Here is a 21,578-nt window from a genome sequence, read left to right on the forward strand (position 1 = left end):
GTCCTGAGACAAACAGCCCACCTGAATCTGGCGAGAGTGATTTGTCCGCCGCGGGCCTCAACCACAGCGAAGCCTTCACCGAACGCGTGCTTGCCAGCATCAACGATTGCATCAAGGTGCTGGACCTCGACGCCCGCCTGACCTTCATGAGCGAAGGCGGCAAGCAGATCATGGAAGTCAGCGACTTCAATGCGATCCGCGGCTGCCCCTGGCCCGACTTCTGGCACGACCAGGGCAATCTCGATGCCAAGGCTGCCGTTGAGGCCGCCAAGGCCGGTCGCAATGCCAGCTTTGTCGGCGCTGCCCACACCCTGGCCGGCAACCTTAAATGGTGGCACGTGAACGTCAGCCCGATCATGGGCAGTGACGGCCTGCCGGAGAAAATCCTCTGCGTGTCCCGGGACATCACGCCCCTGCGCGAAGCCGAAGAGTCCCTGCGCAAACTCAACGAGTCCCTGGAACAGCGGGTGGTCGAACGCACTCGCGATCGCGACCGTATCTGGCGTCTGTCGCCGGACCTGATGCTGGTGGCACAACTCGACGGTGTGATCTCCGCCGTGAACCCGGCCTGGACACGCATGCTCGGCCACGCCGAAAACGACCTGGTGGGCAGCCAGTTGCTGGCCCTGGTTCACCCCGACGACCTGGCCGTCTCATCCTCGGCGGTCAGCCGTTTGGGCGATGGCAAGAACTTCCCCAATTTCAAGAACCGTTACCGCCACCAGGACGGCAGCTACCGCATGATCGCCTGGACGGCCGTGCCCGACAGCGACTACATCCACGCCGTGGGCCGCGACATCCAGGCTGAGGAAGAAGCCAAGGAAGCCCTGCGACTGTCGGAAGACGCCCTGCGTCAGTCACAGAAACTGGAAGCCATCGGCCAGCTCACTGGCGGTGTCGCACATGATTTCAATAACCTGCTGACGGTGATCAAGTCCTGTGCCGACTTGCTCAAGCCACCTGCCCTGAGCGAAGCACGCCGCGTGAAATACGTGGAAGCCATCGCCAGCACGGTCGATCGCGCGGCCCGCCTGACGGCCCAGTTGCTCACATTCGCCCGCCGCCAGGCTTTGCGACCCGAGGTGTTCAACGTCGGCGAAAGTGTAAAGCGGGTGGGCGAGATGATGGACAGCCTGACCGGCTCGCGGGTCAAGGTAAGCATCCAGGTGCCTGACGACGCCTGCTTTATCAACGCCGACGAAAGCCAGTTCGATACCGCGCTGGTCAACATGGTGGTGAACGCCAGGGATGCCATGGCCGGCAACGGGCATTTGACCATCACCGTTTCGACGGCAACCTGGCTACCCTCGGTTCGCGCTCACCCGGTACGCATCGCCGATTACGTGACCATCGAACTGGCGGACACCGGCTCGGGTATCCCGCCGGAAAAACTCGACGCGATCTTTGAGCCCTTCTACACCACCAAGGGTATCGGCCAGGGCACCGGCCTGGGCTTGTCCCAGGTGTACGGCTTCGCCAAGCAATCAGGCGGGGAAATCCTGGTACAGAGCGAGTGCGGCAGGGGTAGCCAATTTACGCTGTACCTGCCCAAGGTCGAGCCAAGTGCCATGCCGGTACCTCAAGACACCAGCGCTTCGCCCATCATCTCAGGCTTGTGCGTGCTGATGGTCGAGGACAACGCCGATGTGGGCCTGTACACCTCGCAAACCCTGGAACAGATGGGCTTTCACGTGCTGTGGGTGCCGGATGCGAACAGCGCGCTGGAAGCCCTGGCCCCCAACCCGGAAAGCTTCCAGGTGGTGTTCTCCGATATCTCCATGCCCGGCATGAGTGGCCTGGAGTTGCTGGACGCAATCGAAGCCTTGTACCCATGGCTGCCGGTGGTGCTCACCACCGGCTACAACGACGAATACGCGCGTATCGCCCAGGAAGAAGCCAGCCGTTTTGTCTTGCTGCAAAAGCCGTATTCCACCGAGGTGCTGGCCCTGCTGCTGCAAAAAGTCGTCAAGAGCCGCCTGCCCCTGGTCGCACAAGGCTAGACCGCAGGCCGGGTCGTGTCCGGAACATTCCCCATCTCCAGGGCCAGATCCAGCCAGGCCCGCGCCGCCGGTGGCAAGTGCGCCTGTCGCCGCCAGGCCAGGGCGATGTGCCAATCAGTCTGGGGCTCGTCCAGCTGGATCAGGGCGATGCCGGCGTGCAGGTGTTTGTAAGCCAGCATGCTCGGTAGAAACGCGACACCCAGGCCTGCGGCAACCAGGTCGACGATAAAGTCGATCTGGGCACTGCGGGCGGTGATACGCGGGACTACGCCTCTGCGCTCGCAGGCTGTGAGAATGATCCGGTTAAGCGCAAACCCGGCCTCGAACAGAATAAAGGGCGAGTCAGCCAGGTCGGAAAAATCGACGCTTTTACGCCCGGCCAAAGGATGGTCGATCGGCATCACCACCATCAGTGGCTCGACGCGCACATCCTGATATTCAAATTCTCCCGCCACCGGTACCAGCAACGCGGCCAGGTCCACCTCCCCGGCCTCCAGGCATTCGCCCAACTTCTTGCTGCCATGCTCGATCAGCTCGATCTCGATTTCCGGATAACGCTGTCGATACAAGGCAAACATCGCCGCAAACAGCACCCCACTGCCCACCGGCGGCAAGCCGATGCGCAATACACCGCGCTTAAGCCCCAGCAAGTCGTTGATCTCGGCCACCAGGTCACTGCGCTCCGCCAGCAACACCAGCGCTCGGCGGTAGGCAATTTCGCCGGCGGCCGTGAGCTCGCTCTTGTGGCCGATGCGATTGAACAGCGGCGTGCCCAATTCATCTTCCAGAGTCTTGACCGCCTTGCTGACGGTAGACTGGGTGAGCGAAACCACCTCGGCTGCTTGTGAGAAGCTGCCCTGGCGAACTACTTCGACAAAGGCCAGCAACGTACGAAGGTTCATGAGTATTCCGTTTGCGACTTGATTCAAGTTGGAAAAGTTGTTTTTACCATGAAAGGCCTTTGTCTATCCTCACCCCACCGTTTTCTTCACTCGGGGCATCACTGTTCATGATCATTTCGTCTGCATCGGATTACCGCGAAGCCGCCCGCCGCAAACTGCCGCGTTTCCTGTTCGACTACATCGACGGCGGCGCCTACGCCGAACACACCCTCAGGGCCAACAGCTCCGACCTGTCGGATATCAGCCTGCGCCAGCGCATCCTGCGCAACGTCGAAAGCCTGAGCCTTGAAACCACGTTGTTCGACCAGCCATTGGCGATGCCGGTGGTCCTCAGCCCGGTGGGCCTGACCGGCATGTTTGCCCGGCGTGGTGAAGTCCAGGCGGCGAAGGCGGCAGCGAACAAGGGCATTCCGTTTTGCCTGTCGACCGTTTCCGTGTGCCCGATCGAGGAAGTGGCGTCCCAGAGCCCGCAATCGATCTGGTTTCAGCTGTATGTGCTGAAAGACCGCGGCTTCATGAAAAACGCCCTGGAGCGCGCCCAGGCCGCCGGGGTGAAAAACCTCGTGTTCACGGTCGACATGCCCACCCCCGGCGCGCGTTATCGCGATGCCCATTCGGGTATGTCCGGTGCCTACGGGCCGCAACGCCAAATCCTGCAGGCCATGACCAAACCAGCCTGGGCCTTCGATGTGGGCCTGCTGGGTCGCCCCCACGACCTGGGCAACATCTCCAAGTACCTGGGCAAGCCCACCCAACTGAAGGACTACATCGGCTGGCTGGCCAACAACTTCGACCCTTCCATCAGTTGGAAAGACCTGGAGTGGATCCGCGAATTCTGGAAAGGCCCGATGATCATCAAAGGCATCCTCGACCCACAGGATGCCAAGGACGCGGTGAGCTTTGGTGCCGACGGCATCGTCGTATCCAACCACGGCGGGCGCCAGCTTGATGGCGTGCTGTCCACAGCCAAGGCACTGGCGCCTATCGTACAAGCCGTGGGCAGCGATCTGACGGTGCTGGTGGACTCCGGCGTACGCTCGGGGCTGGACGTGGTGCGCATGCTCGCGCTGGGCGCCAAGGGCGTTCTGCTGGGCCGTGCACAGGCTTACGCACTGGCCGCCGACGGGCAGCGTGGCGTGGAGAACCTGCTGGATATCTTCGCCAAGGAAATGCGCGTGGCCATGACGTTGACCGGAGTCACGTCGATCGCCCAGATCGATGAGTCGATCCTGGTGCGCAGCCAGGGTTGATCAGTGCAGCGACCTCGGAGCATCCCTTCCGGGGTCGCCCACAGATATTTCTAAATGTTTCTTCATAAAGCCAAACCGTCATTAAACAGACACATTTCAGGAATTAAATCGTCACGTCCCAGGCAGGTGGAGTCCTCCACCTGCCCCCTTCCTTTGAGGTGTCGTCGTGATGTTGCTGACCAAAAAGAGTCTGTCAGTGTTGTTCACTGCCCTGTGCCTGAGTGGTGTCGCTCACGCCACTGACGTCACGGGCGCAGGCTCCAGTTTCGTCTACCCGGTGCTGTCCAAGTGGTCCCAGGAATACAGCAAAAGCTCCAGTGACCGGATCAACTACCAGTCCATCGGCTCCGGTGGTGGTATCGCCCAGATCAAGGCGGCTACCGTGGACTTCGGTGCGTCCGACGCGCCGCTGTCGGCGGATGAACTGAAGGCCGGCGGCCTCGGCCAATTCCCAAGCGTGATTGGCGGCATCGTGCCGGTGATGAACGTCGAGGGCGTTGCAGCTGGCCAGCTGAAACTCGATGGTGATGTGCTGGCGAAGATCTTCCTCGGTGACATCAAGGCCTGGAACGACCCGGCGATTGCCGCCCTCAACCCCGGCTTGAAACTGCCGGGCGCGAATATCACCGTGGTCCACCGCTCGGACGGCTCGGGCACCTCGTACAACTTCACCAACTACCTCTCCAAGGTCAGTGATGGCTGGAAAACCAAAATCGGTTTCGGCACCACCGTGCCGTGGCCGGTCGGTGTGGGCGGCAAGGGTAACGAAGGTGTTTCGGCCTACGTGAAGCAGATCAAGAACTCCATCGGCTTTGTTGAATACGCCTACGCCCTGCAAAACAAGATGACCTACGCCTCACTGAAGAACGCGTCCGGCAAATTCGTCGAGCCCAACGCCAAGGCCTTCCAGGCAGCGGCTGATACTGCCGATTGGGCCAACGCCCATGACTTCAACCTGATCATGACCAACGCACCGGGCGAGAACGCGTGGCCGATCACGGCGACCACCTGGATCATCATGTACAAGCAGGCAAAAAACGCCGAGCAAAGCCAGGCCGCTTTCAACTTCTTCAAATGGTCGTTGGAGAAAGGTCAGCAGCAGGCTGCGGCATTGGACTACGTAGCGTTGCCCGATTCCCTCGTGACCCGGATCGAAGGTTACTGGAAGTCTGACTTCGCCCACTGATCCGCCTCTATAGCCCCCTTCCTCAAGCATGTGCATGCTTGATGGAGGCGGGTGAGCACTTCTGATATGAACGACACCGTGCAATCCCTGGTTATGACTACTCACGCAAGCGACGTGTCGGGTGATAGCCGCGCCGCTCGCGATCAGCGCCACGATCTGTGGTTCAAACGCTCGATGTTCGGGGCCGCGATGCTGGTGCTGCTGCTCTTGGCAAGCATCGCCGCCTCCACCCTGTGGGGCGGTGGCCTGGCCTTCAAGACCTTCGGTTTCGGTTTCATCACCAGCACCGAGTGGGATGCGGTCAACAACCACTTTGGCGCCCTGGTACCGATCTACGGCACCTTGGTCACCTCGTTGCTGGCGTTGCTGATTGCGGTGCCGGTGAGTTTCGGCATCGCGATTTTCCTCACCGAAGTGGCGCCGCCCTGGCTGAGAATGCCGGTCGCCTCCGCCGTTGAATTGCTCGCGGGCATTCCCTCGATTATCTATGGCATGTGGGGCCTGTTTGTTTTCGGGCCCTTTATGGCTGAACACTTGTCACCCTGGATCAACGATTACCTGGGTGCGCTTCCGTTTATTGGATCGCTGTTCCAGGGGCCACCGCTGGGCATCGGGATGCTGACCGCCGGCATCGTGCTGGCGATCATGATCACGCCGTTCATCACGTCGGTGATGCATGAGGTTTTCCGCAGTGTGCCGACTCAATTGAAGGAGTCGGCCTACGCACTGGGCAGTACTACCTGGGAAGTGGTGTGGGACATCGTCCTGCCCTACACCCGTTCGGCAGTGGTCGGCGGGATCTTTCTCGGCCTCGGTCGCGCCCTGGGTGAAACCATGGCCGTGACCTTCGTGCTGGGCAACGCGCAACAGTTCTCCGCCTCGTTGCTGATGCCCAGCAGTTCCATCGCGTCCGTCATCGCCAACGAGTTCAGCGAGGCGTACACCGACCTGCATCGTTCGGCGCTGATCGCCCTGGGCTTCCTGCTGTTTATCGTGACATTCGTGGTGCTGGCACTGGCGCGGCTGATGCTCATGCGCCTGTCCCGCAAGGAGGGCCTATGAGCAGCAACGAACGCCTGTACCGCAAGCGTGCCTTGAAGAACCGGGTGGCCATGCTGCTCAGTTGTGGCGCGACAGTCTTTGGCCTGCTGTGGCTGGCGTGGATTCTGCTGACCACCATCATCAACGGCTTTCAGGCGCTCAACCTGCGCCTGTTTACCGAGATGACGCCGCCACCCGGAACAGACGGCGGCCTGGCCAACGCGTTTTATGGCAGCGCCCTGATGTCCGGGATTGCGCTGCTGATTGGCACGCCCATCGGACTGATGGCCGGTATCTGGCTGGCGGAATTCGCACGGCACTCGCGCCTGGGTACCACGGTGCGTTTCATCAACGACATCCTGCTGTCCGCGCCGTCGATCGTGCTGGGCCTGTTCATCTACACCGGGGTGATCCTGCCGCTGAACCTGCTGACCAATCACCAGGTAGGTTTCTCCGCCATTGCCGGTGCCCTGGCGCTGGCCTTGCTGGTGATTCCGGTGGTGGTGCGCACGACCGACGAGATGCTCCAACTGCAACCTTCCACCATGCGCGAGGCGGCCCTGGCCCTGGGCGTACCCCAGTGGAAACTGACGTTGCAGATCGTGTTGAGAGCGGCCAAGGCCGGCGTGGTGACCGGCATCCTGCTGGCGCTGGCGCGGATTACCGGGGAAACCGCGCCGCTGCTGTTCACCGCCTTCGGCAACCAGTTCTGGAGCAGCAACCTGCTCAAGCCGATTGCCAGCGTGCCGGTGGTTATTTTCCAGTACGCCATGAGCCCCTTCGATGACTGGCACTCCCTCGCATGGGCAGGCGCCTTGGTACTGACGATGTTCGTGCTGGTGCTGAGCTTGCTGTCTCGCCTGATTCTTTTGCGCAATAGGTCCCACTGATGCAATCGACCCGCCTTGATCCTGAAAAAACCAAAATCCGTGTCCGTGGGTTGGAGTTTTTCTACAACAACCAGCGTTCGCTGAAATCCATCGACATCGACATTCCGGAAAAACGCATCACCGCGATCATCGGCCCATCGGGCTGCGGCAAGTCGACCTTGCTGCGCGTGTTCAACCGTATCTACTCGATGTACCCGAAGCAGGAAGCCCGCGGTGAAGTGCTGCTCAATGGCGAAAACATCCTCGCCCCCGGCTATTCGATGAACCGCCTGCGCAGCCACGTCGGAATGGTCTTCCAGAAGCCGGTACCGTTCCCGATGTCGATCTACGACAACATCGCCTATGCCGTGCGCCACCACGAAAAGCTGTCGCGCCGGGAAATGGATGATCGAGTCGAGCAAGCCTTGCGCGGCGGCGCGCTGTGGGATGAGGTGAAAGACAAACTCAAGCAGAGCGCCCAGAGTCTCTCAGGCGGGCAGCAGCAACGCCTGTGCATCGCCCGCACCATTGCGCTGCGCCCACAGGTATTGCTGCTGGATGAACCGACCTCGGCGCTCGACCCGATTTCCACCGGGCGCATCGAGCAGTTGATCACCGAGCTGAAAGAGCAATACACGGTGATCATCGTGACCCACAACATGCAGCAGGCCGCCCGGGTGTCGGACAGCACGGCGTTCATGTTCATGGGCGAACTGATTGAGCATGGCAATACGGATGAGATCTTCACCAAGCCGAAGATGAAACAGACCGAGGACTACATCACCGGGCGGTTTGGCTAGCTTTAACAAAAAAGCCGATCACTCTCTGTCGCGAGAGTGATCGGCTTTTTACTGGGCAAAAAAAAACCCGGAAATCCTCACTTGCGTGGGCCTTCCGGATTTTCTAAACCGCCAAAAATGGTGGGTCGTGTGGGATTCGAACCTACGACCAATTGGTTAAAAGCCAACTGCTCTACCAACTGAGCTAACGACCCGCTGTGTGGTGGCGCGTATAATACTGATTTCTAAGGATTATTCAACACCTTATTTAAAATAAATCAGAAATAACGCGTTGGGTCAGTAATTCCGGCCGCTTGGAAGCCCTCTGCACGCAGTCTGCAGCTGTCGCATTTCCCACAAGCGCGACCATCAGTGTCTGCCTGATAGCAGGAAACAGTCAGCGAGTAATCGACGCCAAGTCCTACGCCTGCCTTCACGATATCGGCCTTGCTGCGGTTCTGCAGTGGCGCCAGGATGCGAAAGCCCTGCCCTTCTACACCGGCCTTGGTCGCCAGGTTGGCCATGCGCTCGAACGACTCGATGTACTCGGGGCGGCAGTCCGGGTATCCGGCGTAGTCCAGGGCGTTGACGCCGATGAAGATGTCGCGGGCATTGAGCACCTCGGCCCAGCCGAGGGCCAGGGACAGGAAGACCGTGTTGCGTGCCGGCACGTAGGTCACCGGAATGCCTTCGCTGGGGCCTTGCGGCACGTCGATGGAGCTGTCGGTCAGCGCCGAGCCACCCATGCCGTCGAGATTCAGGCCGATCACCTTGTGCTCCACCGCGCCCAGGTGTCGGGCGACACGGGCGGCAGCGTTCAGTTCGGCACGGTGACGCTGGCCGTAGTCGAAGCTCATGGTGTAGCAGCTATAGCCTTCTGCACGGGCCATGGCGACCACTGTCGCAGAGTCGAGGCCGCCGGACAGCAGGATCACCGCACGTTTTTGATCAGTCATCTCAGCGCCCCGGCTCGTCGTTCCACAGGTACTTGTGCAGCTGCAGTTGCAGACGCACCGGAAGGTTGTCTGCAACAACCCAGTCGGCCAGGTCGCGAGCATTCAGGTCATGATGGCTGGGGGAAAACAGCACTTCGCCGGCGCGGCGGTCCAGGCCATACTGGATCAGCTTGGAGGTCGCCCAGTCGTAGTCTTCACGGGAACAGATGACGAACTTGACCTGGTCGTTGGCCGTCAGCAGCTCGATGTTCTCGTAGCGGTTGCGGTGCACTTCCTTGGAGCCTGGGGTCTTGAGGTCGACGACTCGGCTGACCCGAGGGTCGACTGCAGAGATATCGAGGGCGCCGCTGGTTTCCAGGGACACCTCGTAGCCGGCATCGCACAACTGCCTGAGCAAGGGAATGGCATTGGGCTGTGCCAGTGGCTCGCCACCCGTGACGCAGACATAACGCGGCCGGTAACCGGCCACCTGCTCAAGGATGTCTTCAAGGGTGCGCACGGTGCCGCCGCTGAAGGCGTAGGCGCTGTCGCAGTACTGGCAACGCAGCGGGCAACCGGTGAGGCGCACAAATACAGTGGGCAGCCCGGCAGTGCGCGTTTCACCCTGCAACGAGTAAAAAACTTCGGTGATACGTAATGTGTCTTGCATAGTCGCCACGGGCGTAACAGCTAAACAGGCTGTCCGCCTCCGTCAGGCACTTCGAGGAATTGCGCCAACGCGTAAACCCCAGGAAGCGTGTTTCATAAAAGGGCGTGGATTCTAACGAAAAAACCCGCGCAGGGCGCGGGTTTCTTCTGAACGGGTTGCGACGCTTACATGCGTTGCAGATCCCGCTGAGCCAACTGGGCCGCAGAGGTACCCGGATATTGGGCCACCACCTGCTGCAGAATGCCTTTGACCTTGTCGGTATGACCCAGGCGGCGTTCTACGTCAGCCAGTTTGTACAGCGAATCCGGCACCTTGGCGTGCTTGGGGTACAGCTGGCTGACCTTGGCAAATGCCTGGCCTGCGCCCTGCAGATCACCCTTGGCCAGGTTCACCTCACCCAACCAGTACTGGGCGTTGCCCGCGTACTGGCTGTTCGGGTATTTGCGCAGGAATGCGGTAAAAGCCTGGCTGGCCTTATCGAAATCCTTGGCTTTGATCAGGTCGAAGGCTGCATCGTAATACAGCTTTTCCTTCGCCGGATCACCCGGTTCGCTGCTGGCGGCAGGGGCTTGGCTGGCAGCCGCGGCCCCTGCTGCTGCACCACCGGCGGCGCTTGCGGCGCCACCGGCAGAAGAATTATCAGGAGTAGCGGCTGGTGTAACGCCGGCTCCAATGCGTCGATCAAGATCCTGGTAACGCTCCAGGCCTTCTTGCTTCAGCTGGTTCACTTGATTCTGCAGAACCTCAATCGTGCCTTGTTGCTGCGACAATTGATCCTGCATGCGTTGCAGCTGGTTGAACAGTTCGCCCTGTGCCGAAGGCGCGGCAGTTGCCGCGCCCCCGGCATAGGCGCCGTTCGTGCCATAACCCGCTGGCGGATAACTGCTCCCGCTATTGTTATAGCCAGAGTTGCTATCTTCCACAGGAACCGCAGCCCACACCGCAAGCGGTGCCAGGCTGAGAGCCAATACAGTTAGAGCACGACGGCACGTTCGCATGACGAATTACTTACGCAGTTCGACGCGACGGTTTTGAGCCCAGGACTGCTCGTCGTGGCCAGTAGCAACTGGACGCTCTTTACCGTAGGAAACCAGTTCCAGTTGGCCTGGAGCAACACCTTGCAGAACCAGGTAGCGCTGAACGGCTTTCGCACGACGCTCGCCCAGTGCCATGTTGTACTCACGAGTACCACGTTCGTCGGTGTTACCTTCCAGAACAACGCGAGCGCCGTTAGCTTTCAGGTCCTTCGCGTGAACGTCCAGAGCGCGCATGGCTTCTGGTTTCAGGTCCGAACTGTCGTATTCGAAGTAGAAAGTGGTGATAGCGCGCAGAGCAGCTTCTTCGCTCAGGGAGCCGTCAACTGCACCAGTGTTAGCGCCGTAACCAGCGTTTGGATCAACAGCTGCGCCTTCACCGGCATTGTCGCCGCCTTTAGACGAGCAACCAACGGCTACGGACAGAGCCAGAGCCAGAGCAGCAAACTTACCAAACTTCAGCATTTCCATCGTGAAACTCCTAATGAACCCCAGTGTGTTAAGTACTTCTTTTTGTAGCGCCGCGTCAGTTCAGGTAAGGGGACCAGGACGGTTCTCTGACTTCGCCTTGAGCGGTAGGAAGCGGGAGCCTTACGCGTCCATTAATGGACACGAGCATCAAGACTCCCCGGCCCTGCTGGCGGGTGGCGTAGATTACCATGGTGCCGTTGGGCGCAACAGTAGCTGACTCATCAAGGTTGGTATCTGTAAGGATTTTTACGGTTCCACGCTGCAAATCCTGGGCCGCAACCCGGAAATTAGTGAAACCATCCTGACGGTGAATCATCACCAACGTCTTTTCATCAGCCGAAAGCTTAGGTGCAGCGTTGTAGTTACCAATAAAGGTCACTCGTTCGGCGCCGCCGCCGTTGACGCTGGTTTTGTAGACTTGCGGCTTGCCGCCACGGTCGGAGGTGAAGTAGATGGTCGAGCCATCCTTGCCCCAGAACGGTTCGGTGTTGATGCCCGGGCCGCTGGTAACACGGCTCAGTTGGCGCGAAGCCATGTTCATCACGTAGATGTCCGGGTTGCCATCTTTGGACAGCACGAATGCCAGGCGTGAACCATCCGGCGACCAGGCTGGCGCGCCATTCAGGCCTTCGAAGTTGGTGATCTGCTCACGGCGACCGGTATCGATGTGCTGGACGAAGATCCGTGGACGCTTCTGTTCAAAGGACACGTAGGCGATACGCTTGCCATCTGGCGCGAAACGCGGCGACAGGATCGGCTCACGGGATTGCAGCAACGTCACTGCACGCGCGCCGTCATAGTCGGAACGCTGCAAAGTGTAACGAGTGTTGTCTACCGAAAAACGCTCGGCCGTTACATAGAGCAAGCGCGTGGAGAAGGCACCCTTGATCCCGGTCAGTTTTTCAAACGACTGGTCGGAGATGTAGTGCGCCATGTCCCGCAGCTGATCCGTGGTGCCCGACACGCTGCCGGTCAGCACTTGCTGCTCGGTCGCGACGTTGAACAGGGTGTACTGGATCTGCAGGCGACCGCCGGCGGGCGTGATGCTGCCCACCATCAGGTACTGGGCGTTCAGCGCTTTCCAGTCACGGAAGATGACTTCGCTGGCCTGGGTCGGCTGGCTGATCATGTTGCCTTTGTCGATCGGTGCGTAGTAGCCGGAGTTGCGCAGGTCATCGCTGATGATCTGCGACATGTCGTCCGGCAGCACGCTGCCGCCCTGCCAGCCAAACGGCACAACGGCGATCGGGGTGGCCCGATCGCTACCGCTGGTGACCAGGATGTTCTTTTCATCCGCCGCCGCTATCCCTGCCATGCAGCAAATAACGACAAGCATTCCTCGAAGAAGGTTTCTCACAAGGCTAGATCCTCAGGTGTGAATGTCATCTTGAATGAACGGTAGGGAGCGAAGTCGCTTGGTTTCATTCCCTGCATCTCGGTCAACCGGCCAATGTTCTTGACCGCTGCTACCGCCGAACTGTCGAACGAACCGTCGCCACTGGACTTGGCCACGCTGACCGAAGTCACCGTACCGTCCGGCAACATGCCGATCTGCAGCACTACTGTCATGCCTTTACGTGCCGAAGGAGGACGGGTCCACCCTTCCGCTGCCCGTGAACGAATCAGGTCGTCGAAACTGCCCGCGACTTCATCACCACGTTCATCGGCCAAGGCTTGCTGGCGCTGCGGCGTGTCGGAAAGCAAATCGGCCAAGGCCTGGGCCTTTTTGTCTTCGGTCGATTTACGCGCTGCTTCCTGGGCCTTTTTCTTGGAGGCATCGGCGGCAGCTTTCTTCTTCGCATCGTCGGCGATCTTCTTCTTCGCCTCGTCAGCTTCAGCTTTCTTCTTGGCGTCGTCCGCGGCTTTCTTCTTCGCGTCTTCGACTATCTTTTTCTTCGCGTCTTCAGCGGCCTTTTTCTTGGCCTCTTCTTCGGCAGCCTTCTTGGCTTCTTCTTCAGATTTCTTCTTGGCTATATCAGCCAATTGTTTCTCTTCAGCCTTCTTGGCTTCGGCAGCTTTATCGGCTTTCTTGGCTTCATCAGCCTTTTGCGCCTCTGCAGCTTTCTTCGCCTCGTCAGCCTTTTTCGATTCCTCGGCCTTTTGAGCCGCCTCTTCTTTCTTTTGTTCCGCAGCAGCCTTCACCGCTTCCTGCTCGACCTTCTTCTGTTCCATCTGCTCGACTTCAGTCTGGCGCGCAGCCGACTTCTGGGCCTCACCCGCAATCTTCTGATTGGTCTGGGTGGTGGCCTGGCTTTTCGATTTCAGCTGATACAGGGTCGCCTGCACGATCGGCTTGGCTGGCGGCAGGTCCGGGGTCATGGCAAAGCTGACGAACAGCATGCCAAACACCAGGACGTGCAGGGCAATTGCCCAGACGCTAGGCCAGAAGTAGCTTTCCGAGGCGGACGGCTCTCGCTGTTGGTGCATCAGGGCGCCTCGGTAATCAAGCCAACATTACCGACCCCGGCCTTCTGCAGCCCGCCCATGGCGCCCATGACGGAGCCGTAGTCGACGACCTTGTCGCCGCGAATGAACACCTGGGTGTGCTTGCCACCTTCGTTGCCGGCGCGAATGATTTTGGTCACGGCATCAGTCATCTGCGGCAAGGTCATGGCCTTGTCCTGCTGTTTCTGAGTGTCGACTTCGCTGCCAAGGTTCCAGTAATAGGTCTTGTCAGCCTTGATCGAAATGGTCAGGACCTGGGTGTTGTTGTCCTGCGGCAAGGCTTCGCTGGAAACCTTGGGCAGATCAACCTTCACGCCCTGATTGAGCATCGGCGCGGTCACCATGAAGATAACCAGCAGCACCAGCATCACGTCGATGTAAGGCACTACGTTCATCTCGGCGACCGGCTTGCGCTTTTTGCGAGCTCGAGCGATTAAAGCCATTGGGAATTACCTGCTTATTCTTCGCTGGTGTGCACTTTACGGTGCAGGATCGCCTGGAATTCATCGGCGAAGGTGTAGTAACGGCTGATCAAGGTTTCGCCACGAGCGGCAAAACGGTTGTAGGCGATTACTGCGGGAATAGCTGCGAACAGACCGATGGCGGTGGCGATCAGCGCTTCGGCGATACCCGGGGCCACGGTGGCCAGGGTCGCTTGCTGGGCCTGGGCCAGGCCGCGGAAGGAGTTCATGATCCCCCATACGGTACCGAACAGGCCGATATACGGGCTGACGGAACCGACGGTGGCGAGGAACGGCAGGCTTTGCTCAAGCTTTTCTTCTTCCCGGGAGATGGCGACGCGCATGGCACGGGCCACGCCTTCCATGACCGCTTCCGGGTCAACGCCTGGCTGCTGGCGCAGACGGGAGAATTCCTTGAAGCCGGCGCGGAAGATCTGCTCGACGCCCGAATCCGGGTCCGGGTTGCTGCCCGCCTGGCGGTACAGCTTGGACAGGTCGATACCCGACCAGAAGCGCTCTTCGAAGCTCTCCAGGGCACGTCGACCAGCACGCAGCAGGTTGCTGCGCTGAAAAATCATGACCCAAGAGGTAACCGATGCGGCTACCAGGACCAGCATCACCAGTTGAACCACGACACTGGCATTGCTGACCAGGCTCCACATGGAGGAATGGTCGACGACGGTAGGTTCCACGCTAAATCTCCTGCTCTGAATGTTTACCCGCGCCGCTCACGCCGGCAAAGGCCGCGCGTAGAGTTTCGGGAATGGCCCGGGGTTTCAAACTATTGGTGCGAACACAGGCCACCAGGAACTGCCCCTCACAGAGCAGCGTTGCATCCGTAGCCCGCCTGACCTGCTGTTTAAAGCGCAGGCTGGCACGGTTCAATTCGGTTATTTCTGCGCTGACCAGCAGCTCGTCGTCCAGTCGCGCCGGCGCGTGGTAACGCGCCTCGCTGGAATGCACGACAAACAACAGGTCCTCCCCTGCCAGCTGGGATTGGGCAAAGCCCAGCTCCCGTAGCCGCTCGGTTCGAGCCCGCTCCATGAACTTTAGGTAATTGACGTAATAAACGATGCCGCCAGCATCGGTGTCCTCGTAATAAACGCGACAGCGATGTGCGAACGACTGATCCCCGTTTTGCGCGCGCATACTCTAGTGCTTACTCCTCAGGTTGCCAATCCGGCCAGGCAACTGTTTTTCATTCTGTGGCACATTTCTAACGAAAGAATGACGACGCCAGCCACTAGGACAGCACAAACTCCGAATAAATCGAATCGCCAAGCGTTTTTAATCGTCTACTGCATCGAGGAATTCGTCTACTACGGGCATCTCGCCCAATCGTGACGGAATGTTTAACCCAAAGTGCAGATACGCATGCCGGGTGACCACACGCCCCCTTGGCGTGCGCATGATGTAGCCCTGCTGAATCAGATACGGCTCCAGTACATCCTCAATCGTATGCCGCTCTTCGCTGATGGCGGCGGCGAGGCTGTCCACGCCCACCGGGCCGCCGTCGAACTTCTCGATCATGGTCAACAGCAGGCGCCGGTCCTGGTGATCAAAGCCATGCTCATCCACATCCAGCAGGTTCAGCGCCAGGTCTGCCACGGGCTTGGTGATATGCCCCTTGGCCCGCACTTCGGCAAAGTCGCGCACCCGGCGCAGCAGACGGTTGGCAATCCGCGGGGTACCACGGGCGCGGCGGGCGATTTCAAAGGCGCCTTCCGGGTCCAGGGGCAAGCCCAGGATGCTCGCCGAACGGCTGACGATGGTGGCCAGATCCGCCGTGCTATAGAACTCTAGACGTTGAACAATCCCGAAACGGTCTCGCAGCGGGTTGGTCAGCATGCCCGCACGGGTGGTCGCACCCACCAGCGTGAACGGTGGCAGGTCGAGCTTGATCGAGCGCGCCGCCGGGCCTTCACCGATCATGATGTCCAGCTGGAAGTCTTCCATGGCCGGGTACAGTACTTCCTCGACGATGGGCGAAAGCCGGTGGATCTCGTCGATAAACAGTACGTCGTGGGGCTCCAGGTTGGTCAGCAGCGCCGCCAGGTCGCCCGGGCGCTCCAGCACGGGGCCGGAGGTGGACTTGATCGACACGCCCATTTCCTGGGCGATGATGTTAGCCAGGGTGGTCTTGCCGAGCCCGGGCGGGCCGAAGATCAACGTGTGGTCCAGGGACTCGCTGCGCCCGCGCGCGGCCTGGATGAACAGCTCCATCTGCTCGCGCACGGTGGGCTGGCCGATGTATTCGGCAAGGCTCAGGGGGCGAATCGCCCGGTCCTGGATTTCTTCACGATCACGAGGCCCGGTGGCCGCGATCAGACGATCAGCTTCAATCACTTAAATCATTCCCTTCAGGGCGCGGCGGATCATGTCTTCGCTGCTCAGGTTCTTGTCCTTGATGGCTGACACGGCCTTGCTCGCCTCTTGCGGCTTGTAGCCCAGGGAGATCAGCGCGCTGACCGCATCGCTTTCAGCGCTGGCCACCGGCACACCCGGCGCATCAGGCTGGTTGGGCACCAGGGCAAACATGCTCGGCACAACCTCCCAGGCCTTGAAGCGGTCTTTGAGCTCCACCAGCAGGCGCTCGGCGGTTTTCTTGCCAACGCCCGGTACCTTGGTCAGCGCGGACGTGTCCTGGGCCGACACACAGCGCACCAATTCATCCACTTCCAGGCTCGACATCAGCGCCAGCGCCAGCTTCGGCCCCACGCCGTTGAGGCGGATCAGCTCACGGAAAAAATCCCGGTCACGCTTGCCAACGAACCCATAGAGCAATTGCGCGTCTTCGCGCACCACCAGGTGAGTGTGCAGGGTCAGCGGTTCACCGACCGACGGTAAGCGGTAGAGGGTGGTCATGGGCACTTCAAGCTCATAACCCAGCCCGTTTACATCCAGAATCAGGTGCGGTGGCTGTTTCTCAGCCAGGGTGCCGCGCAAGCGTCCAATCACGTTCGAATCCTTAAGAATCGGCTCAAATCAAGGCCTGGCCGGTAATAACGCGGGCATGCCGGCCGACAGCACAGGCCGTTCATGCACCCCACGCAGAATGAATGCGCTGATGCTATCAGAGACGCAGCCGGCCGCCACGACTGCGTGCGGTCCCCAAGCCATGGGGCATCAGGCTGGAACGGGTATGGGCATGGCAAATGGCAATGGCCAGGGCGTCGGAGGCATCGATTTGCGGTTTGGCGGTGAGTTTGAGCATGTGCATGACCATCATCATCACCTGCTCTTTATTGGCAGCACCGGTACCGACCACGGCTTGCTTGACCTGGGTCGCGGTGTATTCAGCGATCTCCATGCCCTCCTCGGCTCCGGCCACAATGGCCGCACCGCGGGCCTGGCCGAGCTTCAGGGCGGAGTCGGCGTTTTTCGCCATGAACACTTTTTCGATGCCCATGGTCACTGGCCCATAGGTCTGGATCACTTCACGCACGCCGCGATACACGATCTGCAAGCGCTCGGCCAACTCGCCGGCGCCGGTACGGATACAGCCCGACGCCACGTACACGCAGCCTCGCGGGGTCTGTTGGACCACGCCAAAGCCGGTGATTCGCGAACCGGGGTCGATACCTAGGATTAGAGTCATAACGCCTGCAGTTGGATAAAAAATTCTTGATATAGCCAAGATCAAAATGTGGGAGCGGGCTTGCTCGCGAAGGCGGTGTATCAGTCACCGTATTGACTGACTGACACGCCGCCTTCGCGAGCAAGCCCGCTCCCACATTAGATCTGCATCATCCTTCAGCCTAGCTGTTCAGCCACCGATTCCGGAATATCGGCATTGGAATAGACGTTCTGCACGTCATCCAGGTCTTCAAGCATGTCGAGCATCTTGAGTACCTTCTGCGCCCCGTCCAGGTCCAGCTCGGCGCTGGTGGTCGGCAGCATCACGATTTCCGCGTCGGTGCCTTTGAAACCAGCCGCTTCCAGGGCGTTACGCACCGAATAGAAGCCCGCGAACGAGGTGAACACGTCGATGGAACCGTCTTCGTTGGTCACCACGTCGTCGGCATCGGCCTCCATTGCCGCCTCAATCAGCGCATCTTCATCCACGCCCGGCGCGAAGGAAATCTGCCCCTTGCGCTCAAACAGGTAGGCCACCGAACCGTCAGTGCCGAGGTTGCCGCCACATTTGCTGAACGCATGGCGCACGGCAGCCGCGGTACGGTTGCGGTTGTCGGTCATGCACTCGACCATCACCGCCACGCCACCCGGGCCGTAGCCTTCGTAGCTCAACTCGACCATGTCGTCGGTATCGGCCGCACCGGCACCACGGGCGACGGCGCGGTCGATGATGTCGCGGCTCATGTTGGCGCCGAGGGCTTTGTCCAGGGCCAGGCGCAGGCGCGGGTTGGAACCCGGGTCACCGCCACCCTGGCGCGCGGCAACGGTCAGCTCGCGAATCCACTTGGTGAAGATCTTGCCTTTCTTGGCATCCTGACGCTCTTTGCGGTGCTTGATGTTCGCCCACTTGGAATGGCCAGCCATAACACAACTCCGAAATTCTGTAGAAACCTGTCGATCCCGCCCCAGGCGGGACTTCCCTCTTTAACGTGCAGCCCTTGTAACGCAAAGGCGCATCCGAAGATGCGCCCTTAGCTGACAATGTAAAACCTTATCGCGCTTTCACGCTGCGGCCTTACTCAGCCTTTGGTGTCTCGCGCAGACGGATATGCAGCTCGCGCAGTGCCTTGGCATCCACCACACCCGGCGCTTGCGTCATGACGTCGGCAGCACTTTGGGTTTTCGGGAAGGCAATCACTTCACGGATCGACTGGGCACCGGTCATCAGCATCACCAGACGGTCCAGGCCGAAGGCCAGGCCGCCATGGGGTGGCGCGCCGTATTTCAGGGCGTCGAGCAGGAAGCCGAACTTCTCTTGCTGCTCATCTTCGTTGATGCCCAGCAGGCGGAAGACCGATTGCTGCATTTCCTTGCGGTGGATACGGATCGAACCGCCACCCAGCTCGGTGCCGTTGAGCACCATGTCGTAGGCACGGGACAGAGCGCCAGCCGGGTTGGCTTCCAGCTCTTGCGGCGTGCACTTCGGCGCGGTGAACGGGTGGTGCAGTGCGCTGAAGCTGCCGTCGTCGTTTTCTTCGAACATCGGGAAGTCGACAACCCACATCGGCGCCCACTGGCAGGTCAGCAGGTTCAGGTCGTTGCCGACCTTGATCCGCAGTGCACCCAGCGCTTCGCTGACGATCTTCGACTTGTCGGCACCGAAGAACACGATGTCGCCGTCAACTGCGCCAACACGATCCAGGATCACATTGAGGTTGGCTTCAGGGATGTTCTTGACGATTGGCGACTGCAGGCCTTCAACGCCCTTGGCGCGCTCGTTGACCTTGATGTACGCCAGGCCCTTGGCACCGTAGATGCCGACGAACTTGGTGTAGTCGTCGATCTGCTTGCGCGGCATGCTCGCAGCGCCAGGCACGCGCAGTGCGGCGATACGGCATTTCGGGTCGTTGGCCGGGCCGCTGAACACCTTGAAGTCGACATCTTTCAGTTGGTCTTCAACGTCAACCAGTTCCAGCGGGTTACGCAGGTCTGGCTTGTCGGAACCGTAACGGCGCATGGCTTCTTCGAAGGTCATGTGCGGGAATTCGCCGAACTCCAGGTTCAGCACTTCCTTGAACAGGTTGCGGATCATCTGCTCGGTGATGCCCATGATCTCTTTTTCATCGAGGAAACTGGTCTCGATGTCGATCTGGGTGAATTCCGGCTGGCGGTCGGCCCGCAGGTCTTCGTCACGGAAGCACTTGGCGATCTGGTAGTAACGGTCGAAGCCGGCGACCATCAGCAGTTGCTTGAACAGCTGTGGCGATTGCGGCAAGGCGAAGAAGGAACCGGCGTGGGTACGGCTCGGCACCAGGTAGTCGCGGGCGCCTTCCGGGGTAGCACGGGTCAGGATCGGCGTCTCGACGTCGAGGAAGCCGTTCTCGTCGAGGAAGCGACGGATGCTGGTGGTCATGCGCGAACGCAGGCGCAGCTTCTCGGCCATTTCCGGGCGACGCAGGTCCAGGAAGCGATAACGCAGGCGGGTTTCTTCGCCAACGTCAGAGAACTCGTTCAGCGGGAACGGCGGAGTTTCCGACTCGTTCAGCACTTCCAGTTCGTAACCCAGCACTTCGATCATGCCCGACGCCATGTTGGCGTTGGTGGCACCGGCCGGACGCAGGCGAACCTTGCCGGTGATCTTCACGACGTACTCGCTGCGCACGCGATCGGCGGCGGCGAAGCTCTCGGCGCGGTCCGGATCGAACACCACCTGGGCCAGACCATCACGATCACGGATATCGAGGAAGATCACCCCGCCGTGGTCGCGGCGACGGTGAACCCATCCGCAAAGGGTGATTTCCTGACCTTCCAGGGTCTCGTTCAGTTGGCCGCAATAGTGGCTGCGCATCATGATAGTGGTTTCGCTTCTCGTAATTCGAAATTCGGTGGAGGCCCGCCTCATCACCGTACAGCTAAGTCAGGTGACGGATAATGCAGGAGCCTGCGCGTAGAGTTCAACTCAGTCTGCTTTGTCGCCGCCGGCCAGATTCTTCTTCGAACCGGTCTTGAAGTCGGTCTCGTACCAACCGTTGCCACTCAGGCGAAAGCCCGGCATGGACAACATCTTCTTGAGCTCCGGTGCCTGGCAGGCAGGGCAATCGACCAGCGGCGCTGCGCTGATCTTTTGAATGGCTTCCAACTGATGACCACAGGAAGCGCATTGATAGTCGTACATGGGCATGGAGATGTCTCGGCGATCAGATCATTACTGCGCCACGCCCTGCCCTGGCTCTATCCTGTGGGAAAGTCCCGGCATGCGCAGCAAAGCCCGGGATTATATCTGGTAAATCGAGGCTGTGCAGCCGTAGCGGCGCGCTGCTCTTTATATAGATGACTGCAGCAGGCTTCTGCCAGGCGCCCGACCCGGGGCAATCCCGGGACGGGCGCCCGGCACAAGGTTCATGCAGGGTCCGGCTGGACACTGGGCGCGACAAGCCGCCCTTTCAATACATGCACCACGCAAACCACCCTGACCAGACCGCTGAAGTTCTTTACACCGCCATAACGCAAGTGCACTTCCCGGTCTACGTAAGACAGCAGCGCACTGACCGAACACGTATTGATCCTGGCGATCTCCGCGAGGATATTCCAATACACCTCTTCGAGCCGCAAACACGTCGAAAAACCATTAAGCCGAACCGATCGGGACAATGGCCTGGCCAAGTTCATATCGAACCCCTTGGCAAAGGGATCTACCTTTATCTTGTGCAATCCGCACGTTTCCATAACTCCATTACCTGCTCCGCGTGACATACACTTGACACTCCATTGCCTGACGGCCACTCATGTTCTCGTTGGCCGTTGAGCTATAAAACATCAAGACGACAAGTGCAGCCAGAAGACAGGGAGCCGATCACCGTAGGACAAGCCAACGCGCGTATCAGGAAGCTCGCGGAATCACGGAAATCGCCGGGAAGCAGGCATGCGAGGGGCGTCAGCTCGACGCCCTCCCGCCACCG

The 21,578-nt window shown here is 59.9% G+C and carries 23 protein-coding genes and 1 tRNA gene; 6 read left to right on the forward strand and 18 right to left on the reverse strand.

What is annotated here, in order from left to right; genetic code table 11:
• The first annotated feature begins 41 nt into the window (after positions 1–41).
• Entirely contained in the window at positions 42–2,000 is a 1,959-nt protein-coding gene (locus V6607_RS26100) for a PAS domain-containing sensor histidine kinase (protein ID WP_134327230.1), read from the forward strand.
• Here V6607_RS26100 and V6607_RS26105 read toward each other — a convergent pair.
• Entirely contained in the window at positions 1,997–2,902 is a 906-nt protein-coding gene (locus V6607_RS26105; RefSeq protein WP_003209844.1) for a LysR family transcriptional regulator, read from the reverse strand. The two genes, V6607_RS26100 and V6607_RS26105, sit on opposite strands and share 4 nt — an antisense overlap.
• Positions 2,903–3,009: 107 nt before the next feature.
• Here V6607_RS26105 and lldD point away from each other — a divergent pair, with 107 nt between their 5' ends.
• The 5 genes from lldD to pstB all read left to right on the forward strand — a co-directional run bounded on the left by lldD (position 3,010) and on the right by pstB (position 8,048).
• Positions 3,010–4,152, forward strand: a complete 1,143-nt coding sequence (gene lldD, locus V6607_RS26110) for an FMN-dependent L-lactate dehydrogenase LldD (RefSeq protein ID WP_003209842.1) — start codon at positions 3,010–3,012, stop codon at positions 4,150–4,152.
• 169 nt (positions 4,153–4,321) lie between these two features.
• The gene (gene pstS, locus V6607_RS26115; RefSeq protein ID WP_003209841.1) at positions 4,322–5,338 is read left to right on the forward strand and encodes a phosphate ABC transporter substrate-binding protein PstS; all 1,017 of its coding nucleotides are present in this window, start codon (positions 4,322–4,324) and stop codon (positions 5,336–5,338) included.
• Positions 5,339–5,404: 66 nt separating this feature from the next.
• Positions 5,405–6,400 carry a phosphate ABC transporter permease subunit PstC gene (pstC, locus tag V6607_RS26120; RefSeq protein ID WP_087692899.1) on the forward strand — a complete coding sequence of 332 codons (996 nt, stop codon included), beginning with the start codon at positions 5,405–5,407 and terminating at the stop codon, positions 6,398–6,400.
• Positions 6,397–7,269, forward strand: coding sequence for a phosphate ABC transporter permease PstA (gene pstA, locus V6607_RS26125; RefSeq protein WP_003209837.1), 873 nt, complete (start codon positions 6,397–6,399; stop codon positions 7,267–7,269). The genes pstC and pstA overlap by 4 nt, the downstream gene beginning before the upstream one ends.
• Entirely contained in the window at positions 7,269–8,048 is a 780-nt protein-coding gene (gene pstB, locus V6607_RS26130; RefSeq protein ID WP_003209835.1) for a phosphate ABC transporter ATP-binding protein PstB, read from the forward strand. Before pstA ends, pstB begins: the two co-directional genes overlap by 1 nt.
• 118 nt (positions 8,049–8,166) lie before the next feature.
• On the opposite strand, the gene V6607_RS26135 is transcribed toward pstB, so the two are convergent.
• From V6607_RS26135 to V6607_RS26215, 17 genes are all read right to left on the reverse strand, one after another.
• Positions 8,167–8,242, reverse strand: a tRNA-Lys gene (locus tag V6607_RS26135).
• Between the two features lie 63 nt (positions 8,243–8,305).
• Positions 8,306–8,983, reverse strand: coding sequence for a 7-cyano-7-deazaguanine synthase QueC (queC, locus tag V6607_RS26140; RefSeq protein ID WP_134327231.1), 678 nt, complete (start codon positions 8,981–8,983; stop codon positions 8,306–8,308).
• 1 nt (position 8,984) lies between these two features.
• Positions 8,985–9,632, reverse strand: coding sequence for a 7-carboxy-7-deazaguanine synthase QueE (gene queE, locus V6607_RS26145; protein ID WP_087692898.1), 648 nt, complete (start codon positions 9,630–9,632; stop codon positions 8,985–8,987).
• Positions 9,633–9,796: 164 nt separating this feature from the next.
• Positions 9,797–10,630 carry a tol-pal system protein YbgF gene (ybgF, locus tag V6607_RS26150; protein ID WP_023659229.1) on the reverse strand — a complete coding sequence of 278 codons (834 nt, stop codon included), beginning with the start codon at positions 10,628–10,630 and terminating at the stop codon, positions 9,797–9,799.
• Positions 10,631–10,636: 6 nt separating this feature from the next.
• A complete protein-coding gene (gene pal / locus V6607_RS26155; RefSeq protein WP_003209827.1) occupies positions 10,637–11,137 on the reverse strand; it encodes a peptidoglycan-associated lipoprotein Pal in 501 nt (166 codons plus the stop codon).
• A 55-nt stretch (positions 11,138–11,192) separates the two neighbouring features.
• Positions 11,193–12,473 (reverse strand): Tol-Pal system beta propeller repeat protein TolB, encoded by a 1,281-nt coding sequence (tolB, locus tag V6607_RS26160; RefSeq protein WP_032868196.1) that lies wholly within the window; start codon positions 12,471–12,473, stop codon positions 11,193–11,195.
• A gap of 17 nt (positions 12,474–12,490) precedes the next feature.
• Positions 12,491–13,564 carry a cell envelope integrity protein TolA gene (gene tolA, locus V6607_RS26165; protein ID WP_003209823.1) on the reverse strand — a complete coding sequence of 358 codons (1,074 nt, stop codon included), beginning with the start codon at positions 13,562–13,564 and terminating at the stop codon, positions 12,491–12,493.
• On the reverse strand, positions 13,564–14,016 hold the full coding sequence (tolR, locus tag V6607_RS26170) for a protein TolR (RefSeq protein WP_161635741.1): 453 nt from the start codon (positions 14,014–14,016) through the stop codon (positions 13,564–13,566). The genes tolA and tolR overlap by 1 nt, the downstream gene beginning before the upstream one ends.
• A 23-nt stretch (positions 14,017–14,039) precedes the next feature.
• A complete protein-coding gene (tolQ, locus tag V6607_RS26175; RefSeq protein ID WP_003209819.1) occupies positions 14,040–14,735 on the reverse strand; it encodes a protein TolQ in 696 nt (231 codons plus the stop codon).
• A gap of 1 nt (position 14,736) precedes the next feature.
• A complete protein-coding gene (gene ybgC / locus V6607_RS26180) occupies positions 14,737–15,192 on the reverse strand; it encodes a tol-pal system-associated acyl-CoA thioesterase (protein WP_008432379.1) in 456 nt (151 codons plus the stop codon).
• A gap of 138 nt (positions 15,193–15,330) precedes the next feature.
• The gene (gene ruvB, locus V6607_RS26185; protein ID WP_003209815.1) at positions 15,331–16,389 is read right to left on the reverse strand and encodes a Holliday junction branch migration DNA helicase RuvB; all 1,059 of its coding nucleotides are present in this window, start codon (positions 16,387–16,389) and stop codon (positions 15,331–15,333) included.
• Entirely contained in the window at positions 16,390–17,001 is a 612-nt protein-coding gene (ruvA, locus tag V6607_RS26190; protein WP_003209814.1) for a Holliday junction branch migration protein RuvA, read from the reverse strand.
• Between the two features lie 115 nt (positions 17,002–17,116).
• Positions 17,117–17,641, reverse strand: coding sequence for a crossover junction endodeoxyribonuclease RuvC (ruvC, locus tag V6607_RS26195; RefSeq protein WP_003209812.1), 525 nt, complete (start codon positions 17,639–17,641; stop codon positions 17,117–17,119).
• Positions 17,642–17,796: 155 nt separating this feature from the next.
• Positions 17,797–18,543: a YebC/PmpR family DNA-binding transcriptional regulator gene (locus V6607_RS26200; RefSeq protein WP_003209810.1), complete on the reverse strand. Its 747-nt coding sequence runs from the start codon at positions 18,541–18,543 to the stop codon at positions 17,797–17,799.
• A gap of 151 nt (positions 18,544–18,694) precedes the next feature.
• Positions 18,695–20,470, reverse strand: coding sequence for an aspartate--tRNA ligase (aspS, locus tag V6607_RS26205; protein ID WP_003209808.1), 1,776 nt, complete (start codon positions 20,468–20,470; stop codon positions 18,695–18,697).
• Positions 20,471–20,578: 108 nt separating this feature from the next.
• Positions 20,579–20,800: a zinc ribbon domain-containing protein gene (locus V6607_RS26210; RefSeq protein ID WP_003209804.1), complete on the reverse strand. Its 222-nt coding sequence runs from the start codon at positions 20,798–20,800 to the stop codon at positions 20,579–20,581.
• A 218-nt stretch (positions 20,801–21,018) separates the two neighbouring features.
• Positions 21,019–21,372 carry a ribbon-helix-helix domain-containing protein gene (locus tag V6607_RS26215; protein ID WP_043225921.1) on the reverse strand — a complete coding sequence of 118 codons (354 nt, stop codon included), beginning with the start codon at positions 21,370–21,372 and terminating at the stop codon, positions 21,019–21,021.
• Positions 21,373–21,578 lie beyond the last annotated feature (206 nt).

This window comes from Pseudomonas sp. KK18, assembly GCF_037094675.1.
GTDB lineage: Bacteria > Pseudomonadota > Gammaproteobacteria > Pseudomonadales > Pseudomonadaceae > Aquipseudomonas.